This window comes from Acinetobacter sp. KAM396 (assembly GCF_021602765.1).
Taxonomy (GTDB): domain Bacteria; phylum Pseudomonadota; class Gammaproteobacteria; order Pseudomonadales; family Moraxellaceae; genus Acinetobacter; species Acinetobacter towneri_A.
On the sequence record NZ_BPPH01000010.1, the window covers coordinates 71,195 to 90,551 of the forward strand.

At 39.6% G+C, this 19,357-nt stretch carries 20 protein-coding genes; 13 read left to right on the plus strand and 7 right to left on the minus strand.

All coding sequences use genetic code 11. From position 1 onward, the window contains the following. Positions 1-75: 75 nt before the first annotated feature. Complete coding sequence (locus tag L6C30_RS07410; RefSeq protein ID WP_230244019.1) at positions 76-1,137, minus strand: aldehyde reductase; 1,062 nt, start codon at positions 1,135-1,137, stop codon at positions 76-78. A gap of 324 nt (positions 1,138-1,461) precedes the next feature. On the opposite strand from L6C30_RS07410, the gene bfr reads away from it, so the two are divergent. From bfr to bioD, 6 genes are all read left to right on the plus strand, one after another. Beyond that, positions 1,462-1,926, plus strand: a complete 465-nt coding sequence (gene bfr, locus L6C30_RS07415) for a bacterioferritin (RefSeq protein WP_004972356.1) — start codon at positions 1,462-1,464, stop codon at positions 1,924-1,926. A gap of 177 nt (positions 1,927-2,103) precedes the next feature. Continuing rightward, on the plus strand, positions 2,104-2,835 hold the full coding sequence (locus L6C30_RS07420) for a hydrolase (RefSeq protein ID WP_230244020.1): 732 nt from the start codon (positions 2,104-2,106) through the stop codon (positions 2,833-2,835). 98 nt (positions 2,836-2,933) lie between these two features. Continuing rightward, positions 2,934-4,217, plus strand: a complete 1,284-nt coding sequence (gene bioA / locus L6C30_RS07425) for an adenosylmethionine--8-amino-7-oxononanoate transaminase (RefSeq protein WP_019837747.1) — start codon at positions 2,934-2,936, stop codon at positions 4,215-4,217. After that, a complete protein-coding gene (locus L6C30_RS07430) occupies positions 4,214-5,371 on the plus strand; it encodes an 8-amino-7-oxononanoate synthase (protein ID WP_236162767.1) in 1,158 nt (385 codons plus the stop codon). The genes bioA and L6C30_RS07430 overlap by 4 nt, the downstream gene beginning before the upstream one ends. Before the next feature lie 8 nt (positions 5,372-5,379). Further along, a complete protein-coding gene (gene bioC, locus L6C30_RS07435) occupies positions 5,380-6,189 on the plus strand; it encodes a malonyl-ACP O-methyltransferase BioC (RefSeq protein WP_236162768.1) in 810 nt (269 codons plus the stop codon). Then, the gene (gene bioD / locus L6C30_RS07440) at positions 6,186-6,836 is read left to right on the plus strand and encodes a dethiobiotin synthase (RefSeq protein WP_236162769.1); all 651 of its coding nucleotides are present in this window, start codon (positions 6,186-6,188) and stop codon (positions 6,834-6,836) included. The genes bioC and bioD overlap by 4 nt, the downstream gene beginning before the upstream one ends. Before the next feature lie 89 nt (positions 6,837-6,925). Here the strand turns inward: bioD and rluB are convergent, their stop codons facing one another. From rluB to L6C30_RS07465, 5 genes are all read right to left on the minus strand, one after another. Further along, positions 6,926-8,053 (minus strand): 23S rRNA pseudouridine(2605) synthase RluB, encoded by a 1,128-nt coding sequence (gene rluB, locus L6C30_RS07445; RefSeq protein ID WP_019837743.1) that lies wholly within the window; start codon positions 8,051-8,053, stop codon positions 6,926-6,928. Between the two features lie 41 nt (positions 8,054-8,094). After that, positions 8,095-8,688, minus strand: a complete 594-nt coding sequence (scpB, locus tag L6C30_RS07450; protein ID WP_019837742.1) for an SMC-Scp complex subunit ScpB — start codon at positions 8,686-8,688, stop codon at positions 8,095-8,097. Further along, positions 8,685-9,479 (minus strand): ScpA family protein, encoded by a 795-nt coding sequence (locus tag L6C30_RS07455; protein WP_236162770.1) that lies wholly within the window; start codon positions 9,477-9,479, stop codon positions 8,685-8,687. Before L6C30_RS07455 ends, scpB begins: the two co-directional genes overlap by 4 nt. A 232-nt stretch (positions 9,480-9,711) precedes the next feature. Beyond that, entirely contained in the window at positions 9,712-10,329 is a 618-nt protein-coding gene (locus L6C30_RS07460; RefSeq protein WP_236162771.1) for an L-threonylcarbamoyladenylate synthase, read from the minus strand. Positions 10,330-10,420: 91 nt separating this feature from the next. After that, positions 10,421-11,083 carry an elongation factor P hydroxylase gene (locus L6C30_RS07465; protein WP_236162772.1) on the minus strand — a complete coding sequence of 221 codons (663 nt, stop codon included), beginning with the start codon at positions 11,081-11,083 and terminating at the stop codon, positions 10,421-10,423. 98 nt (positions 11,084-11,181) lie between these two features. Here L6C30_RS07465 and L6C30_RS07470 point away from each other — a divergent pair, with 98 nt between their 5' ends. The 7 genes from L6C30_RS07470 (at position 11,182) to L6C30_RS07500 (ending at position 15,840) form a co-directional block, all read left to right on the plus strand. Further along, entirely contained in the window at positions 11,182-11,739 is a 558-nt protein-coding gene (locus L6C30_RS07470; protein ID WP_019837738.1) for a DUF177 domain-containing protein, read from the plus strand. A 76-nt stretch (positions 11,740-11,815) separates the two neighbouring features. Continuing rightward, positions 11,816-12,001, plus strand: coding sequence for a 50S ribosomal protein L32 (gene rpmF / locus L6C30_RS07475; RefSeq protein ID WP_000290730.1), 186 nt, complete (start codon positions 11,816-11,818; stop codon positions 11,999-12,001). Between the two features lie 204 nt (positions 12,002-12,205). Continuing rightward, positions 12,206-13,192 (plus strand): ACP S-malonyltransferase, encoded by a 987-nt coding sequence (gene fabD / locus L6C30_RS07480; protein ID WP_019837737.1) that lies wholly within the window; start codon positions 12,206-12,208, stop codon positions 13,190-13,192. Further along, positions 13,189-13,923, plus strand: coding sequence for a 3-oxoacyl-ACP reductase FabG (gene fabG / locus L6C30_RS07485; protein WP_019837736.1), 735 nt, complete (start codon positions 13,189-13,191; stop codon positions 13,921-13,923). Before fabD ends, fabG begins: the two co-directional genes overlap by 4 nt. Before the next feature lie 83 nt (positions 13,924-14,006). Beyond that, the gene (gene acpP, locus L6C30_RS07490) at positions 14,007-14,243 is read left to right on the plus strand and encodes an acyl carrier protein (RefSeq protein WP_001279871.1); all 237 of its coding nucleotides are present in this window, start codon (positions 14,007-14,009) and stop codon (positions 14,241-14,243) included. Between the two features lie 247 nt (positions 14,244-14,490). Then, the gene (gene lysM / locus L6C30_RS07495; RefSeq protein WP_070152986.1) at positions 14,491-14,964 is read left to right on the plus strand and encodes a peptidoglycan-binding protein LysM; all 474 of its coding nucleotides are present in this window, start codon (positions 14,491-14,493) and stop codon (positions 14,962-14,964) included. A gap of 576 nt (positions 14,965-15,540) precedes the next feature. Beyond that, positions 15,541-15,840: a hypothetical protein gene (locus tag L6C30_RS07500; protein ID WP_178319533.1), complete on the plus strand. Its 300-nt coding sequence runs from the start codon at positions 15,541-15,543 to the stop codon at positions 15,838-15,840. Positions 15,841-16,091: 251 nt separating this feature from the next. Here the strand turns inward: L6C30_RS07500 and L6C30_RS07505 are convergent, their stop codons facing one another. Beyond that, entirely contained in the window at positions 16,092-19,355 is a 3,264-nt protein-coding gene (locus tag L6C30_RS07505; protein WP_087662178.1) for a DEAD/DEAH box helicase, read from the minus strand. Positions 19,356-19,357 lie beyond the last annotated feature (2 nt).

Consider the following 19,357-nt stretch of genomic DNA (forward strand, 5'->3'; position numbering starts at 1 on the left):
ATTTTTATCCACTATTAAGTACGAAGGCAATTCAACGATGAAGTGCCTTTGTTTTTACTGAGAGAAATCGAAGATTTAACGCTTCTTTACAATGCCATCATCAATGAGTTGCTGAAAATGTTCGATTAAACTGGTTTTAATATTACGGTAGCGCATCCCCAATTCACGCTGACTTTTTTCTGCATTAAAATAAATTGGGTAGCCCATATTCAGTTCTACAAATTTACGGGAAAAACCAAGTAGAGGGCCAAAGGCTTTAAAGGCAAATTTAGGTAACTGATTGCGTGGGAATGGATATTTGCGTCCAAAGTGCTGCGCTAAAATTTTCCCCATTTCTAATAAGCTGAGTGTACCACCGCTAATAATATAGCGCCCTTCAGCCGCTGGGTTGAATGCGGCCTGAATGTGAGCATCGGCCACGTCACGCACATCGACAATGCCATTCCACATAGCAGGGACGCCTGCCAAGGTCATGCCATTGGCAAACTGCAATAACACTTCCACGCTACCCGATTGGGTGTTTTTGGTCAAAGATGGGCCAAGCACCAACGCAGGGTTGATGCAGATCAAATCCCAGCGGGTTTGTGCCTGCGCCATTTCCCATGCTTTGCGTTCTGCCGCCACTTTAGAATAAGGATAAGGCTGATGTTCTGGGCTGCTGCTAGTATTCCAGTGACTTTCATCAAAACAGTTATTGGTCGTCGTTAAAATATCAATCGCATCGCCGTAGGTTGCAGCAATACTTGAAGTCACCACCACACGCTTTACCGATGCAGTACGATTTACGCTGTTTAACACATTTTCGGTGCCAATTACGGCAGGTTCAATAATGTCTTTGATTGCATCTTTATAATTAGTGACCACAAAAGGTGAAGCCATGTGTAGCACGATTTCACAACCTTGCATGGCAACATCAAAAGCGCCTTCTTCAAGTAAGTTGGCTTGGAATAATTGTAAATTTCCTGTGCCTTTTTCGGCGATATCCGTCAGATGTTGAAAACTGAGAGTTTTATTCAGATCACGAACTGTGGCATGTACAGTATGTCCTTGTTCAAGCAGGTTTTTAATGACCCAACTGGCAATATAGCCTGTTGCGCCTGTGACTAAAATGGGTGCTGATGTATTTAGATTTGTCATTATTTTAGGAAACTGATGGAACTCGTGACTATCATATAGCAGTTGAATTTTAAAATCTGCTTTTGAGGCATTTTTTACGATACCTGAGTGTCACAGTACGGCTTCTTTCACTCTTTACAAATTGAAGCAAAATCATTGTATTGCCAGTTTAAAAGCTGATTTTTGCCAAACAGTTGTTTTATATATGGGAATTTTTAAGGTATATTGCAAATGCGTATGTTTATCATTTTTATTTTATAAAAATCATATATTTACAACAATTAACTTTTGCAATTTTGCATAAATGTGGTCATAATGACTAGATTAAGAAAAGGAGTACAGCAAATGCGTGGCAATCCAGAAGTCGTAGACTATTTAAATATGTTGATTGGTGGCGAACTGGCTGCTCGCGATCAATACCTGATCCATTCACGTATGTATGAAGATTGGGGTTTAAGCAAAATTTTTGAACGCATTGACCATGAAATGCAGGAAGAAGCGCAGCATGCCGATGCTTTAATTCGTCGTGTATTGTTCCTTGAAGGCACTCCAAATATGCAGCGCGATGACATCGACGTGGGTGAAGATGTGGTGTCTTGCTTAAAAGCCGATTTAAAACTCGAATATGAAGTCCGTGAAAAATTGGCGCAAGGCGTAAAATTGTGTGAAGAAAAAGGCGATTATGTCAGCCGTGATATGTTGCGTCAGCAAATGACCGACACAGAAGAAGATCATACGTACTGGTTGGAAAAACAATTACGTTTAATTGAATTGATTGGTTTACAAAACTACATTCAATCGCAAATGTAATCTGATCAAAGCAAAATAGACCAAAACCCGATTTTTGATAAATCGGGTTTTTTTATAGATGGGCTTCTTTAGATTAATTGGTTTTTTTAAAGGATGTATCTTGGTGCTTGGTAGATGTTGATTGAGCCGAATCAGTATTATACTGAGCTGATTTTCTAACTTGAGAGCAAAAGCTAGGTGCAACAACAGATTTTATTGATTACAGGCTGGGGCGGTGGTATTGCACTCTTAAATCCGTTACAGCAAGCCTTGACCGCACAAGGTTTTCGGGTTGATCTCATCAATATTTTTAATGCTGCCGATGCGCAGGTCATGCAGCAACAGGTCGAATTTGCACGTCAGTTTGATGTGATTATCGGTTGGTCACTAGGTGGACAATTGGCAACGCTATTGGTCGATGCGATTGCCAGTCAATATGGAGAATATAAAACCTTAATTAGCATTGCATCTAATCCGTGTTTTGTTGCACAAGCAGATTGGGATACAGCCATGCCACAAGCGACATTTGCCCAGTTTAAACAATCTTTTGCACAAGACCCGATTCTAACCCTAAAGCGTTTTGGTTTTATGGTGTGTCAAGGCGTCACTAGCAGTAAAACTGACTTATTACAATTACAAAGTTTGGTTCAGCCACAGCCGCAATCTTTGCTTCAACAGGGTTTAAATTTATTGGAAAACTTAAACTTGGTGAAGATCTTTAAAAGTTACCCAGGTCAGCAGTATCATTTTTTTGCCGAGCAGGATGTTTTAGTTGATTGCAAAGTTGGGGCTAAACTGCAAAATTTAGCTGCAAAGTTTTTAAGCGTAGACGTTTTACCAGGCTCACATGGGCTGCCATTGTTCCATGCCAATGAGCTGACTAGCAAAATCTGCCAATATTTACAGAAAAATCCGTCAACTCGGGTATAAGTGATAAATCTCGCAATTTTATTTGCAGACAGACAGGTTTAAGATTTGGCACATCAAGTTTTTACAAGTTCAAGGGTGATGGTGGGATGATAGAACAGATGGATTTGGCTTTTGATCGTGAACATCTTTGGCATCCTTATACCTCTATGACTCAGCCTTTGCCAACTTTCAAAGTCAAGCGAGCATTTGGTAGCACCATTGAACTTGAAGATGATCGTCAATTGATTGACGGCATGTCATCGTGGTGGTGCGCGATTCATGGTTATAATCACCCAGAATTGAACCGTGCTGTGACCGAACAACTTAACAGCATGGCACATATCATGTTTGGTGGTTTAACCCACAGCCCAGCCATTGAGTTAGGGCGTTTGTTGCTCGAAATTACCCCACCGAGTTTAGATAAAATTTTTTATGCAGATTCAGGTTCAGTTGCTGTCGAAGTTGCGCTGAAAATGGCGGTGCAATACTGGACTGCACAAGGCAAAACTGAAAAAACCAATTTTATAACCACCCGTTCTGGCTATCATGGCGATACTTGGAATGCCATGTCGGTTTGTGATCCTGTTACAGGCATGCACCAGGTTTTTGGCTCAAGTTTGGCACGTCGTTATTTTGTATCTGCACCGAAAACAGCCTTTGATCAAGAGTGGAATGCTGCCGATATTGCAGAATTGGCGCAAAGTTTAGCAAAGCATCATCAGCAGATTGCCGCCATGATTATTGAGCCGATTGTGCAAGGTGCAGGCGGTATGCGTTTTTATCATCCTGAATATTTGCGTCAAGCCAAATTGCTGTGTGAACAATATGATGTGTTGTTAATTTTTGATGAAATTGCCACAGGTTTTGGGCGTACAGGTAAGTTGTTTGCATGGGAACATGCTCAGGTCGAACCCGATATCATGTGTATTGGCAAAGGACTGACAGGTGGTTATATGACTTTGTCTGCTACCTTGACCACGAAGCATGTTGCAGAAACGATTTCGCAAGGTGAGGCAGGTGTGTTTATGCATGGTCCGACCTTTATGGCAAATCCACTGGCTTGTGCGGTTGCAGTCAAAAGTACCCAATTATTATTAGAACAAGACTGGCAAACCAATATTCAACGTATTCAGCAGCAACTTGAACAGCATTTAACGCCATTGGCTAATTTGGCATGGGTGCAAGATGTGCGGGTTTTAGGTGCAATTGGTGTGGTAGAACTTAAGCATGCTGTCGATATGCAAAGCCTGCAACAAGAATTTGTGCAACGCGGTATTTGGGTGCGTCCATTTGGTCAATTGGTCTATGTGATGCCACCCTTTGTGATTACAGCTGCAGAACTGAATACCTTATTACAACAATTGGTTGAAGTGGTGACAGGCATGCAAGGAGCGAGCGTATGAGTTTACTCGATCACTATGCAGAACAGCTTGATCAACTTCGTCAACAGGGCAATTTTCGTCAATTTCGCAGCAATCAGCAGCAAGGTAAAACCATTGAAATTCAGCAACAACACATGCTGAATTTATCTTCCAATGATTATTTGGGTTTAGCTTCTGACTTGCGCTTGCGTGAACAGTTTTTTGATGAAATACCGAATGCACAGCGTTTAATGAGTGCCTCTTCATCACGTTTGCTGACTGGAAATTTTCCTGCTTATGAACAGCTTGAAGACACATTAACGCAATTATTTCATGGACGAGCTGCCTTGTTGTTTAATAGCGGCTATCACATGAATATTGGTATTTTACCTGCATTAGCAGATGCGAAAACTCTCATTTTGGCCGATAAACTGGTACATGCCAGCATGATTGATGGCATTCGTTTGTCATCTGCCAAATATTTGCGTTATCGACATAATGATTTGGCGCATTTGCAGCAATTGCTGACGCAATATCATGCTGATGAAAATTATGAACGTATTATTGTGGTGACTGAATCTATTTTTAGTATGGATGGTGATGAAACTGATTTAGCCGCTTTGGTCGCGCTGAAACAGCAATTTGCCAAAGTCATGTTATATGTCGATGAAGCACATGCCATTGGCGTACGTGGGCAGCAAGGTTTAGGTTGTGCCGAACAATATGGCGTAATTGATGCCATTGATTTTCTGGTCGGGACGTTTGGCAAAGCCGTTGCTTCAATTGGGGGATATTTGATCTGTGATCCGATTATCCGTGATTACTTGATTAATCGGATGCGTCCGCTAATTTTTAGTACTGCGCAGCCACCTATTTGCATGGCATGGACGCAATTTACGCTGAATCAGATTGTGCAGATGCAGACACAGCGTCAGCATTTGGCTGCCTTGAGCCAATATATGCAGCATGGGATTCGGGCCAAAGGTTTTGCTTGCCCATCCACTTCGCAAATTGTACCTGTGGTGATTGGGGACTCTATTGTAACTGTAAGCAAAGCCCAACAATTACAGACCGCAGGTTTTTATGTGATGCCTGTACGTCCACCGACTGTGCCGCAAGGCAGCTCCAGACTGCGTATTTGTTTAAATACGCAATTTGAAACGGTAGATTTAATGCCGTTACTGGATTTGCTTTGAGTGTGCATATGCGTATAGATAAAGCACAAGTTGCACAGCGTTTTGCCCGCGCACATCAGAGTTATAAAACGCATGCCGTGGTACAACACCACATTTGTCAGCAGTTAATGGCAAAAATGCAAAAATATATTGTGCAGCAAAAGTTGTCAGATCAATCTCAGCTTTACTTTAAAAAAGTCTTAGAAATCGGTTGTGGTTCGGGAAACTTAACCAACTTGTTACTGCGTGAATTTCAAATTCAATACCTGATTTTAAATGATTTATATGCCGAAGTGTTACAAGCGTATCAGCATCATCCGCAGTCAAGTACTACGCAAATACATGGCTTAATTGGCGATATAGAACAGCTCGATTTTCCGCAGTCTTTGGATTTAATTTGTTCGAGTTCGGCTTTGCAATGGGTGGAAGATTTTGGAGCCTTATTGTGCAAGGTGTATCAGGCTTTAAAACCGCAAGGGTATTTGTGCTTTTCTACGTTTGGTCCCCAAAACCTGACTGAAATTAAGCAATTAACAGGTCAGGGCTTGCATTATTTGAGTATGGATACGTTACAACAACAGCTTAAACAGCACGGCTTTGAAGTATTACATTGTTCAGAGCAGCTTGAATCATTAAGTTTTGAACATCCCAAACAGATTTTGCAGCACTTAAAAGCCACAGGTGTCACGGGTACAGCGCAAGGGCAGCGCTGGAATAAAACGACTTTAACCGAGTTTTATCGGGGCTATGAACAGTTTAGTCAGCAGCATAGCTCACAGCAAAAAAATTATACGCTCACGTATCATCCTATTTATTGTCTTGCACGGAGAATGCCATGACAGCTCAAGTTTATTTTGTGAGTGGTATTGATACAGGGATTGGCAAAACCTATGCCACAGGTTATTTGGCCAAAACTATGAATGAACAGGGTATTCAAACCATTACCCAAAAGTTGATTCAAACAGGCAATCAAGATGTTTCAGAAGATATTGAACAGCATCGGAAAATTATGGGCAGTGAATGGTTACCTGAAGATGATGACAAGCTCACTATGCCTGAAATTTTTAGTTACCCTGCTTCACCGCATTTGGCCACACAAATTGATGGTCGTGAGATTGATTTTGCTAAAATTGAGGCTGCAACTGCGCAATTGGCGGCAAAGTATGATGCGGTATTATTAGAAGGTGCAGGTGGGCTCATGGTACCACTGACCCCAAACCTGCTGACAATCGACTATATTGCGCAAAAACAATATCCTGTTATTTTGGTGAGTTCTGGGCGCTTGGGTAGTATTAATCACACTTTGCTCAGTTTGGAAGCTTTAAAAACACGTGGTTTGAATTTGCATGCCTTGGCATATAATTTGAACGATGAATCACAAGACCCTTTAATTTCGCAGGATACTGCCAAGTATTTAAAAAATAATTTGGCAAAAAGCTTTCCGAATGCACAGTGGATTGAAATTCCTGTATTGCTGAATCTCTAATGGTTATTATTTTTTGTCCAATAAATTTGCCTAATAAAAAGCCACACATGAATGTGTGGCTTATTTAGTCAATTTGGCATATTCAGCTTTTAGAATTTCTTAAAGCTTTTATTGCCAAACGGTTTACGTGGTGCATTTTCATCACGACGCTCGCGATTGCCATAGTTGTTATCATCTTGACGTGGTTCACGGTTGCCGTAGCTATTACCATCTTGGCGACGCTCACGGTTGCCATAGCTGTTGCCATCTTGGCGACGTTCGCGGTTGCCGTAACTGTTCCCTTCTTGGCGTGGTTCACGGTTGCCGTAGCTATTACCATCCTGACGACGTTCACGCGGTGCAAAACCTGTATTTTGTGCAGCTTCTTCAGTATCACGACGTTGCTGACGTAAGAAACCACCACGACGTGCTGCCAACGGTTTTTCCTGCATACGTTCATTGCGGCGTTTTGCCATGCCGTACAAACCTGTGCCTTGACGTGGTTTTAATTCAACTGCTTTGGCAAGGTTGTCGATTTCATTTTTATCCAACTCTATCCAGCGACCTGTTCGCAATTCACGTGGTAAAATCACTGTACCGTAACGGGTACGCAATAGACGGCTGACTTTCAGACCTTGTGATTCAAAAATACGACGAACTTCACGGTTACGACCTTCTTTTACTACCACTTGATACCAGCGGTTAATACCATCGCCACCAATTTCAGAGAAAGATTCAAATTTGGCAGGGCCATCATCTAGCACTACACCGCGTAACATGTTGTTTTTCAGTTGTGGTGTTACTTCACCCATCACACGAACCGCATATTCACGTTCAATTTCGTTCGATGGGTGCATTAAACGGTTGGCTAATTCACCATCGTTGGTGAATAGTAATAAACCTGTCGAATTAATGTCTAGACGACCAACCATCACCCAACGATCATTGGCAATTGCAGGTAAGTTATCAAATACAGTCGGGCGTTGTTCAGGGTCGTTGCGTGAGCAAATTTCGCCTTCTGGTTTATAGTAAATCAGAACACGACGACGAATTTCATCTTCAATTTGGAACTGAACTTTACGACCATCGATGCGAAGCTCATCACCTGGTTCAATACGTTCACCCACTTGGGCAACTTGGCCGTTGACACTCACACGACCAGCGGCAATGACTTCTTCCATATAACGGCGAGAACCCAAGCCTACTCGTGCGAGTACCTTTTGCAACTTTTCACTCATAACAGCACAACCTTAGAAATGATCATCAACAGTTTACCTATTCAAGACACAGATGCAGATACATCGAGTGCCATGAAAGCTTCCTTGGCATCCTGTAGGGGAGGCAATTGACTTAAGGAATTCAAGCCAAACGCATTTAAAAATTGGGGCGTTGTAACTAACAACGCAGGTCTTCCTGGGAGTTCCCGGAAACCAGATTCTTTTATCCAGTTCCAGTCAAATAATGTTCGAAGAATTTGACTATTGTTTGATACTCCACGAATTTGTTCAATATCTGCACGGGTCACAGGCTGGTGGTAGGCAATCACTGCCAGTATTTCTAGTAGTGACGGCGAAAGTCTAGTCGGACGTTCAGGCCATACCTGTGTAATTATTGTACGATACTTTGCCCTTACCTGAAAACGAAAACCTTGTGCGGTTTCGATCAGTTCAATCGAGCGACCATGTTGTAACATGGCCAATTGTTGTAAAAACTGGCGCAATTGTGCTTTGCTATATTTGTTTTGAAACGCTTCTTTTAAGCGCGCCAAAGATACGGCGCTATCACTGGCAAAAATAATGGCTTCAAGTTGCATCAGTACTTCATGCTGTTGTTCGCCATCGGACAAACTTGAATTCATTGGTTCTGGATTCATGCTTGCGCCCCTTGAATGCTCAATGGTGCTTCAATACCGCTACTGATAATGCACACTTTTTGCTGGCGGGTCAGTTCTAAAATCGCCATAAAGGTCACCACCATGCCCATTCGACCCTGACTTGGTTTAAGCAGCGCATCAAAACTCAGTACTTCACCCGAGGCGAGTTTGGCTTCAATAAATGCAATCCGTTCTTCAAGTAAGACAGGTTCTTGCAAAATTTGATGCGTGACAGGTTCAGGACGGTTAAAAATGCAGAATAAGGCATCACGTAATTGATCGGCTGCATAGCCGACATTATTCACCGCAGTGTGTCCTAAACTCACATTGGTGGCAAAGGTGTCACGCTCTAAAACTGGCATTTGCCCAAGGCGTTCCGCTGCTTGCTTGACTCTTAAATAGGTTTCTAAGCGGTCAATCAGTTCTTGTTTCGGATCTTTCTCAATTGCACTAGTGCTTGGTGCTTTGGGCAATAATAGCCGTGATTTTAAATCGGCCAATAGTGCAGCCATCACCATATAGTCGGCTGTAAGTTCAATATTCAGTGATTTCATGGCATCCATATACGACAGATATTGCGATGCAATTGGGGCGATATCTAACTGGAGTAAATCGAAGCCATTTTTTTGAATCAGGTAAATTAAAAAGTCGAGAGGTCCTTCGAAATGCTCTAATAGAATTTCAAAAGCTGCAGGAGGGATATACAAATCCTCTGGAATCGACTCTTGCCATTCATCTAACACACGAATGTGTTGGGCAGGTTCCATCGCATTGTGGAGGGATTGATTCATTACAGTATTGGGCCACGCGAATTTTCAAAAGCATGCAAACGCTATTTCCGCTTTAGATAGGAGGAGCGGTAGAGAAATAGCACAAAATTAATAGCGGCTAGTCTAAAGGATATCAAGGTTGAAATAAATCTGTTCTACGACCAAATATCAAAAAAAGCCAAAAATAAATAGGGGTATTTTCTTAGGTGATGATGCCACAAAGAAAACAAATACGATGTGTATAAAGGAGTGCTTATTCAAAAGCACTCACATCTCCCACACCACGACGCACAATTTTCGGATTGTCACCCGACAAGTCCACAATACTGGTGGTGCTGAGTGTGCCTAAGCCACCATCAATCAGTACATCTATGCGTTTGTTGAGTTGTAGATCAATCTCGTATGGATCATCTAAAGGGTCTTCCTGACCTGGTAAAATGAGGGTGCTGGTTAGTAAAGGTTCACCCAGTTCTTTCAGTAGCATGCGACAAATGGGGTTGCTTGGAATGCGCAAACCAATGGTTTTTTTATTGGGATGCATTAAGCGGCGTGGCACTTCACTGGTCGCTGGTAAAATAAAGGTCGTGACCGCAGGGGTATTGTTTTTCAGTAGACGATACATGGCATTGTCTACTTTGGCGTAGGTGGCAATATCCGATAAATCGGCACAAATAATGGCGTACTGGTGTTTAGCACCTAAACCACGAATTTGTGAAATGCGCTCCATCGCGGTTTTATTACCAATTTGGCAACCAATTGCATAGGCTGCATCGGTTGGATAAACCACCACATCGCCTGCGCGTATGCGTTCAACCGCTTGGCTGATGAGACGCGGCTGTGGATTTTCAGGATGTACTCTTAAATGCAACATGCGAATTCCTCAGTAGCGTATGTGTGACGTTAGGATCATTATGAAAGGGGATTGATGTCACTTGCAATCATTGTCTTGTGCTTTATTGCATTTAATCTAGATCTTTACGTTCAAACTCTGCATTTTGTAATGTTTTGCCACCTCGGGTGCAGTAACAAATACATTCGATAAAGCGTTTTGCATCGCGTGGCAGTTTGGCTTCTCCGTTAAAATAACGCTGTACTTGGGCAAAGACATTGTCTTTAAATGTGCGGCCATCTCCACCTTCACCTGTTAGGTTATCTAAAGACACACGGAATTTACGCCCAAACGCTTGAGCAAATAGCCATTCTATGGCTTGTGGCTTAATTTCGACTTGTTCAAACAAGGCCTGTTGTTCTTGAGTACGACCATCGGGGGCATACCAATAGCCTAAGTCTGGTAATAAGCGCCTTTGTTCACCTGCAATGCACCAATGGCTAATTTCATGCAGTGCGCTATTAAAGAAGCCATGAGCAAATTGAATTCGTGCAGGCTGTGTTGCTGTGGCAGGAAAGTACTCAGGTTCAAAATCACCTTTGACCAAGTTCACATTTAGGTGGGAAAACCAGTGATTAAAGTGTAAGATGAGCCAGTCCACCTGTTCCGTTTCTGTATTGAGTTTTGCCCAGTCCGAGAGTTGCACTTGGGGGTGCGAAGTGTCAGAATTGGTGGTTGGAAGTGTGCTCACAAGTGATGAAAAATTCACTTCTGTTTGCGGCTGCAACAGATGCATGACTGTTTTACCCAAAATTGGTCTGTCTAAATAAGTACAAAATTGTATCTTAATCTTTGACAGAGTACTGATGAATTTGTAGAATTGCCGCCTTAATTATGTCAGCAAATACCTTTCCGGCACAGATTGAGCCGTTTAAATGGGCTGAACAGGGCTTTACATGGTCAGGTAACCTGCCATCGTATCGCTTTGCTCGTATCGCCCGTGAAGCTGTTGGATCAATTGATGATCAATTGGTTAACATAGACTGTAAGCTATCAATGGATGCGTATCATCGCATTGTATGGCTAGATGGTCATATTGAAACGAAAGTTCCAATGGAATGCCAGCGCTGCTTGGGTTCTGTAGAAATAGACCTCGTTTTAGATTTTCATCTAGCTCTTGTGGATGATGAGTCACTGATAGAGCGCTTGGATGAGGATGCTGATTTCATTGTATTAGGTGAAAGTGAAGCCACCACCAAAGGCGATTATGATTCGCCTGCGACGGCTAATTTACTGTCACTTATAGAAGATGAATTGTTATTGTTGTTGCCCTTATCTCCTAAGCATGACGCTTGCGAGCATAAGCATCAACCTGCCATTCAGAACATTGCCGAAGAAAAACGTGATAATCCGTTTGATGTTTTGGCAAGTTTGAAAGGTAAACTTAACTGAAAATTATGTTATAATTTCCAGTTAAGACAACTCAATTTGTTCTGATCCATTTTTTCGATCTTTGTAAGGAGCCATCATGGCCGTTCAGCAAAACCGTAAAAGTCGCTCTCGCCGTGACATGCGCCGTTCACATGACGCTTTAACCGAGAATGCATTAACTGTAGACCAAGCTACTGGTGAAACTCATCGTCGTCACCACGTAACTAAAGATGGTTTCTACCGTGGTCGTCAATTATTCGCTAAAGCAGCAGATGCTGAATAATTGGTGATGTATTAAGCGTCAAGCTTAGTAGAAAAAATGGGAGCGTAAGCTCCCTTTTTTTGTGCCCGATTTTTGTTGTATTTGGCAATTACTAAAAGCAAAATTAAGTGTTAAATTTTCGCTCCATAACTGAGCTTACATGAGAAGGTGTGGGTTGTAGTGGCTAAAAACTACAATTTGCGCATCTTAATTAAAGGATTTTTTATGTCTGCTAAACGACTCGAGCAAGCGGCTCAAGCCACTAAAACTGCATTTGTTTTTCCTGGTCAAGGCTCACAAAAAGCCGGTATGTTGGCTGAGCTTGCAGAACAGTTTAGCGGTGTGCGCGAAACATTTGTGGAAGCCTCTGAAGCAATTGGCTTTGACTTATGGCACATTGCACAAAGTGGTGAAGGTTTAGACCAAACAGAATTTACTCAGCCGGTATTACTCACTGCAAGTATCGCTTTATGGCGTGTGTGGTTAGAGCTGGGTGGTGTTGCACCAAAATACTTGGCAGGGCACTCATTAGGCGAATACAGCGCATTGGTTGCAGCAGGCAGCCTAAGCTTGGGCGATGCAGTCAAATTGGTGAACTTACGTGGTAAGTTAATGCAAAATGCTGTACCACAAGGGCAGGGCGCTATGGCGGCTATTTTGGGTCTTGAAGATGCCAAAGTGCTAGAGCTATGTGAACAAGTCAATGTGCAAGGTCGTGGCTCGGTAGAAGCAGCGAACTACAACGCGCAAGGCCAAGTCGTGATTGCAGGCGATAAAACTTTAGTCGAAGCTGTTATGGCATTGGCCAAAGAAAATGGTGGTAAAGCTATTGCCCTGCCTGTATCTGTACCTTCGCACTGTTCATTGATGAAACCTGCGGCAGAACAGTTTGCACAAGCTTTGGAACAAACTGCCATTGAGCTACCGCGTATTCCTGTAATACAAAATGTCAACGCTGGAATCGCGGCAGATGTTGCGCAATTAGGTCAGGCACTCACTGCGCAATTGTATCAATCGGTGCAGTGGACACAAACTATGCAATACCTACAAGATCAAGGTATTGAATATATCGTGGAATGTGGCCCAGGCAACGTATTGGCGAATCTTGCGAAGCGTTTACAGAATATCGAAAAAGCATTCCCACTCGACACACAAAGTCGTATGGAAGATGCGCTAAATGCCATTTTGGTGGCAGAAGGGAAAATTGCATGACACAAGAACGTAAAGTTGCATTAGTCACAGGTGCAAGCCGAGGGATTGGTGCAGCCATCGCTCAGCAACTTATTCAAGACGGTTTTTTTGTGGTAGGTACTGCCACTTCTGAAGCGGGCGCAGAAAAATTATCGGCAAGTTTTGCAGAAAACGGTGCAGGTAAAGTTTTAGATGTTCGTGATGGTGCTGCCATTGATGCCTTAGTTTCTGACATTGAACAAAGCTATGGTTCAGTTTTGGTATTGGTCAACAATGCGGGTATCACCAAAGATAATTTGTTACTGCGTATGTCAGAAGATGATTGGGATGACATTCTCAACATTCACTTAAAGGCAGTTTACCGTTTATCTAAACGTGTCTTGAAAGGCATGACCAAAGCACGTTTTGGACGCATTATTAATATTAGTTCTGTGGTGGCACATTTTGCGAACCCAGGACAAGCCAATTATTCTGCGGCAAAAGCCGGTATTGAAGCATTCAGCCGAAGCCTTGCCAAAGAAATGGGCAGTCGTCAAATTACAGTAAACTCGGTTGCGCCGGGCTTTATTGCAACTGAAATGACAGATCAGTTAAGTGAAGAAATTCGCAAAAAAATGAGTGAGCAAGTGGCATTAAACCGTTTAGGTGATCCACAAGATATCGCAAATGCAGTGAGTTTCTTGGCTTCTGACAAAGCTGGTTACATCACTGGTACAGTGTTACACGTAAATGGTGGTTTATACATGAGCTAAGCTCAAGTATAAACTTTCAAAATTTTATAGATTCAATTAAACTAACGGCATTAAAAACGCCACAAGCAATGAGGAGAATTCCTGTGAGCGATATCGAACAACGCGTTAAACAAGCGGTTGCAGAACAACTTGGTCTTAAAGCTGAAGAAATCAAAAACGAAGCATCTTTTATGGATGACTTAGGTGCTGACTCTTTAGACTTAGTAGAGCTTGTAATGTCTTTCGAAAACGATTTTGACATCACAATCCCAGACGAAGATTCTAACGAAATCACAACAGTTCAATCAGCAATTGACTACGTAACTAAAAAACTTGGTTAATTGTTGATTTCAGCACTGCTGAAATGAAAGCCACCGCAAGGTGGCTTTTTTATGTGCTGTCGTTTTTACAATGAAACATGAAAAACGGCTTTTTTATTGAATATGTGATTTAATTTACATTATGTTACCAAGCTCGTGCCTAATCACAACCGAAGTGACTTATTTTTTAGTTATAAATGAATGAGAACCGCAAAGTGCTTATGTAAATGAGCCACGCTTTATAACAGCAGAACAATAGGAGTATCTCATGGGTCTTTTTGATTTTGTAAAAGGGATTGGTAAGAAAAATACAGCAGCTGCAGAGCCACAAGCTGCACCAAGTACACCAGTAGAACCTTCAGCACAAGAAATTGCCAATAAACTTTTGGGGCATGTGAAAAGTTTAGGTTTACCTGTGACAGGTTTATCGGTGAGTTATAACTCAACTACGGACTTAGCGACAGTGCGTGGGCAGGTCAACAGTCAGGCAGATCGTGAAAAAATTATTCTTGCTGTGGGTAATATTGACCACGTTGCGCAAGTGGATGATCAACTTACCGTTGCAACCCCAGAACCAGAAAGTAAGTTCTATACAGTAAAATCTGGTGATACCTTATCTAAAATTTCTAAAGAGTTTTATGGGGATGCCAACCAATACAACAAAATCTTTGAAGCTAACCGTCCATTATTGAAAAATGCCGATGACATTTTCCCAGGACAAGTGTTGCGTATTCCTGCTTAAATGTGAGCAGCCTGAATAAAGGCGTGTGATGCGCCTTTATTTATTTTGTTTTTTGTCGTTTTTGTGGTGTTAGATTATTGTCCTATTCTCATAATGAACAAAAGAAGTAAAAAAACGGCTTTGTTTTATAAATATTTTGTAAGATGACGATTTTAAAGGTTTGTGGAAATTTTAAAAATAAATAAATTAAACAAAATCAAATTTTTAGATATTTGTACAACCTAGCCATTAAATACTAGATCGTATCTTTAAAAAAACCGCCATGGATGGCGGTTTTCTCAATGACAACTCATGTGTCGCACAATGACAGCATATGTATCGCGTGACGCAGCGCATCATGCGACACATAAGTTGTCATCGAGAATATGAAAAATCAAGTAGTTAGACATCATTAGGGATAATTAATGACAACTTCTGCGACACAATTAGTGTCATTTTTCGAGTTTTGCGACACATAAGCTGTCATTTTCTGAAAAGCAGTTTTTAGATTATATTATTATGTCTAGAATATTATATTCTTTCGTGCTTCTTACGTGAGTTTTATGATCTGTTTGATTAGTAATGGATTTTTTGTATATGTTTAAGCCTTTGTCATCTTGGATCGAACGTAGACAGCCGATTCCTAAACGTTTTTATACGCCAGGATATATTGATGTACCGAAAGATGATTGGAGTGTTTGGCTTTCAATTGAGGAAGTTGCTCCTCTTCATCTCGCTAGAGAAATGCAGTGGCTAAGTTTAAGAGAGTCCAGAGAAAAGACAGCACAATATTTGGAAACAGCAAGTGAGTTGATATCTGGATTGGAAGGAGGGTCGTTGGATAGATGGGAACAGGAACAGATTTTAGAGCATCTTGGAATGCCACCTTTTCTGTAAATATCATTGATAGTAGTCCACTAGTTCCATTTAAGAGTAGTCCACTGGATACACTCAAAAACAAGCAAGTTAATCTTAGACATATTTACAAAGGTAGTCCAAATTCCTATCAACATGGATACAAAATATCAAAAATACTTTAATGGCTAGACGTATCTAACTTGGTAACTTCAACGTAACTAAAATCATCTCATACTGATCTGAAGGATTACTCTAAATTTATTAAAAATCTGACAGATTAAAGTTAAAAACTACTCATTAACAATCACTCTGAGATCGATATCTGCAACTTCTCTGAGATAGTTTTCTGTGACTCCAAGTAAAGTCATAATTGAACTTGTAGTTGCCTGCTTGGATAAACTAGGTTGAACAATGAATACTTCAAAATTCATAGGTTTATGGTTTTTTGCAATTCTCAATAATCTTTCAAGATCTTCTTTTGAACCTTTTTCAATACGACTTCTTGAAAACCCATTTTTCTTTTTCTCTTCTCGGCGTAACAAGTGTTGAAAAAACTCTAATCCACTTTTATGTTTCCAATGAATAGACTTTTGTGCCTGACCACAAACCTCATAAAAATTATCAACCCGGGCACTCACAAGTCCATCTTTTGCAAATTTTAAATGGTAAAACTGTACATCAATACTATCTGTAGTTTCTTTGATTGTAATAATATCAGCAATTTCTCCTGAAAAATCATCATCATAAATAATATCAAAATCTTGCTGCTCTAAAACTTGAAGAGTTTTATATTGAATGGAATCTGTTTGAATTGGATTAACACCTTGAGCTTCTTTACTTAAGTCAACACCAACCCAACTCCATGGAATTAGGGCTTCTATTGGATATGGACGAATAACAGATTTAATTTCAACAAATTCATTACCTTGTAGTGATGAACCATCTGCAAACCAAACAATAGGAGGGTTACTATTTAAATAGTCTTCTAAACTATAAATTTTATTTCCAATTTTTATTTGTGCATTTTCAGAGTCAGCTTTAGATATGTTGAAATCAGGAATACTATTACCATTTGGACTTGTAACGTCTAATAACAATTTATTGAACTTGTAACTCTTTGATGGCGTTGAAATTTCAAAGGAAATACCATTAATCAGATCATAGCTAATTAGTTTTAGCTCACAAAAAGCAATATTAGTTTCATCTTTTTCATCTCTGATATTCATTTTAAATTCTGTATTTAAATAAAAACTATCGCTCCAATCAATATAGATTGGTTGAATATCTGGAAGTTTGCTTATTGATTCTGGAATCAATGTATGTTTAAGGATTTGATTTGGATCAATAGAAGGATTAATTAATTTTCCACCAATTGCATTACACCATTTTATAAATTCCTTAATATCATTCTTTAAATAACTCCATATCCGTCCTTTATAAGAGCAACCTAAAGTAATTTTTTTCCCCTCAATGTATCCTGTGCCAAATACAAAAGCTTTTTCTCCCCTTTGTTGTTCTGCAATAGATAATGCATCTTGTATATCAGTTCCAACCTTCATTGAAAAACGAATTTTTCTATTTAAATATTCTTTAAGTCCAACATTCTGTAAAGAGACTCTTTTAATTTCATAAAAACTTTTAAAAACATCTAGTTTTTCGATTAAAGTTGCATTTTTATACAGAACAGCATTAGCTAACTCATGATATAGGCTACTTTTATCTGAACTATGAATAAAAAGTAGTTTATTTATTTCATCATAATAAATAACGTAAAGAGTCCAATCTAAACCATATACTTCCTTATAATTCACCCATTCTATTTCAGATTTTGAAGCTGTAATAATTACGGCTGTATTTGCATCATTATTGATATCATAAAATTTATATTCTAAATCATCATATCCTTTTATTCCTTTTTTAAATCGAGAAAGATTAAATGAGTTCCCAATATTTTTAAAAACAACAGTGCTCAGAGCAAATCTAATATTTTGAAAAGGTATTTTAGAATTTTCTAAATTTTGGAATCCTTTAATAAAATCTCCTAGATCAATCTGTTCATTAATTTGCCCGCTACTTAAGTTTGATAATAGTAAATTCCAATCAGAATCTTGAGCATATAATTCACTTAATTCCTCTTCAGTTTCTGCTATAGCAATGTTAGCAATGAAGGTCGCATTTCCTAAAGTTGAGTCTATTGATGTTCTTGTGAATCTACCTGCAAACTGTAAGGTTATGGGTAAACTTTTGCGAATATCATGAAAGGCTGCAATCTTTAATTGAGGAAGATCAAAACCTTCACCCAACATATTTACAGCAACAATGATTTTGTGCTCTTTTTTTACAATAGCTTCTAGAATTTCTTTTTTCTTTGGAATCCCTGAATAAACCAATACAGGATTTAATTCGGTAAACTGCTTATAATATTCAAAGACTTCATTAGCTCTAGTTTTATCTGCACATCTTGCCATTAAAATATGATCCAATCCTTTAGACAAATCTTCTTTTAAAATTTCAACTGCTTGATGTGCGATCAATTCGTCAGCTTTTTTTTGATCATATTCACGAATAGATTTGAAGTGAATCGGTTTAAAGTATCCTTGCTCTTGGGCTTTCTTTAAACTGAAACTATAGATAATTTTGCCATCTAATCGTTTTCTATCATTACGAAAAGGCGTTGCAGTAAATTGTAGAATTTTTTGTTTAGCGAAAGCATTACTAACTTTTTTCCATGTATCAGCTTCGACATGGTGTGCTTCATCAATAAAGATATTGCTTATTTTTTCATTAATTTCATCTAAAATTTCACCATGGTTGTTTGTTAGAACATTCATAGTGGTAACAATTACATCACTTGAATCAACGAAGTTGTTTAAGTCTTCCGACTTTTTAAAATTTTCATACCAAATGCCAACTCTAGGATATAGAACGTCATTACTTACAATACCAAATTTTTTTAACAGACCTAATTTAATAAACTTTTCATATATTTGTTCACGTAAAGCATCTGACGGAACAGCAATAATAATCTTATTTAGTTTATTTGCGATTAGTGTTGAAAGCATTGTTTCTGTTTTACCAGTTCCTGTAGGCATAACTACAGTTCCAATGACATCATCTTTACTTTTTAAGTGACTTAAAATGGAATATAGAGCTGCAATCTGAGGTTCACGCAGTCCATAAGAATTTGTAGCAGGGTTTTCTTCTTTGAAGTTGAAGTTATTAACCCAAGAGCCAATAATTTCACTATTACTATAATCTCTGAAGCTAGGATGTTTTATCCAGCCCTTTAGTTGAACCTTACCTTGTGAAAAATTACTTTGACTAAATTTAAGATTGGAGTGAATTACATAGTCGAATGCTGATGTTTCAAAATTTTTATTTGAGGTGATTAGTATATTTATACTTTGAACTTGGATTACATCATAGCTTCGATTTGACTCAACCCATGTAAAATCAACAGTATCGTTTTCTAAAATTAAGTGCTCAACTTTATTTTTACAGTCTACGTTCTTGAAAATTAATTTCTTTAATTCAGGTAATACAATGTGATTCATTT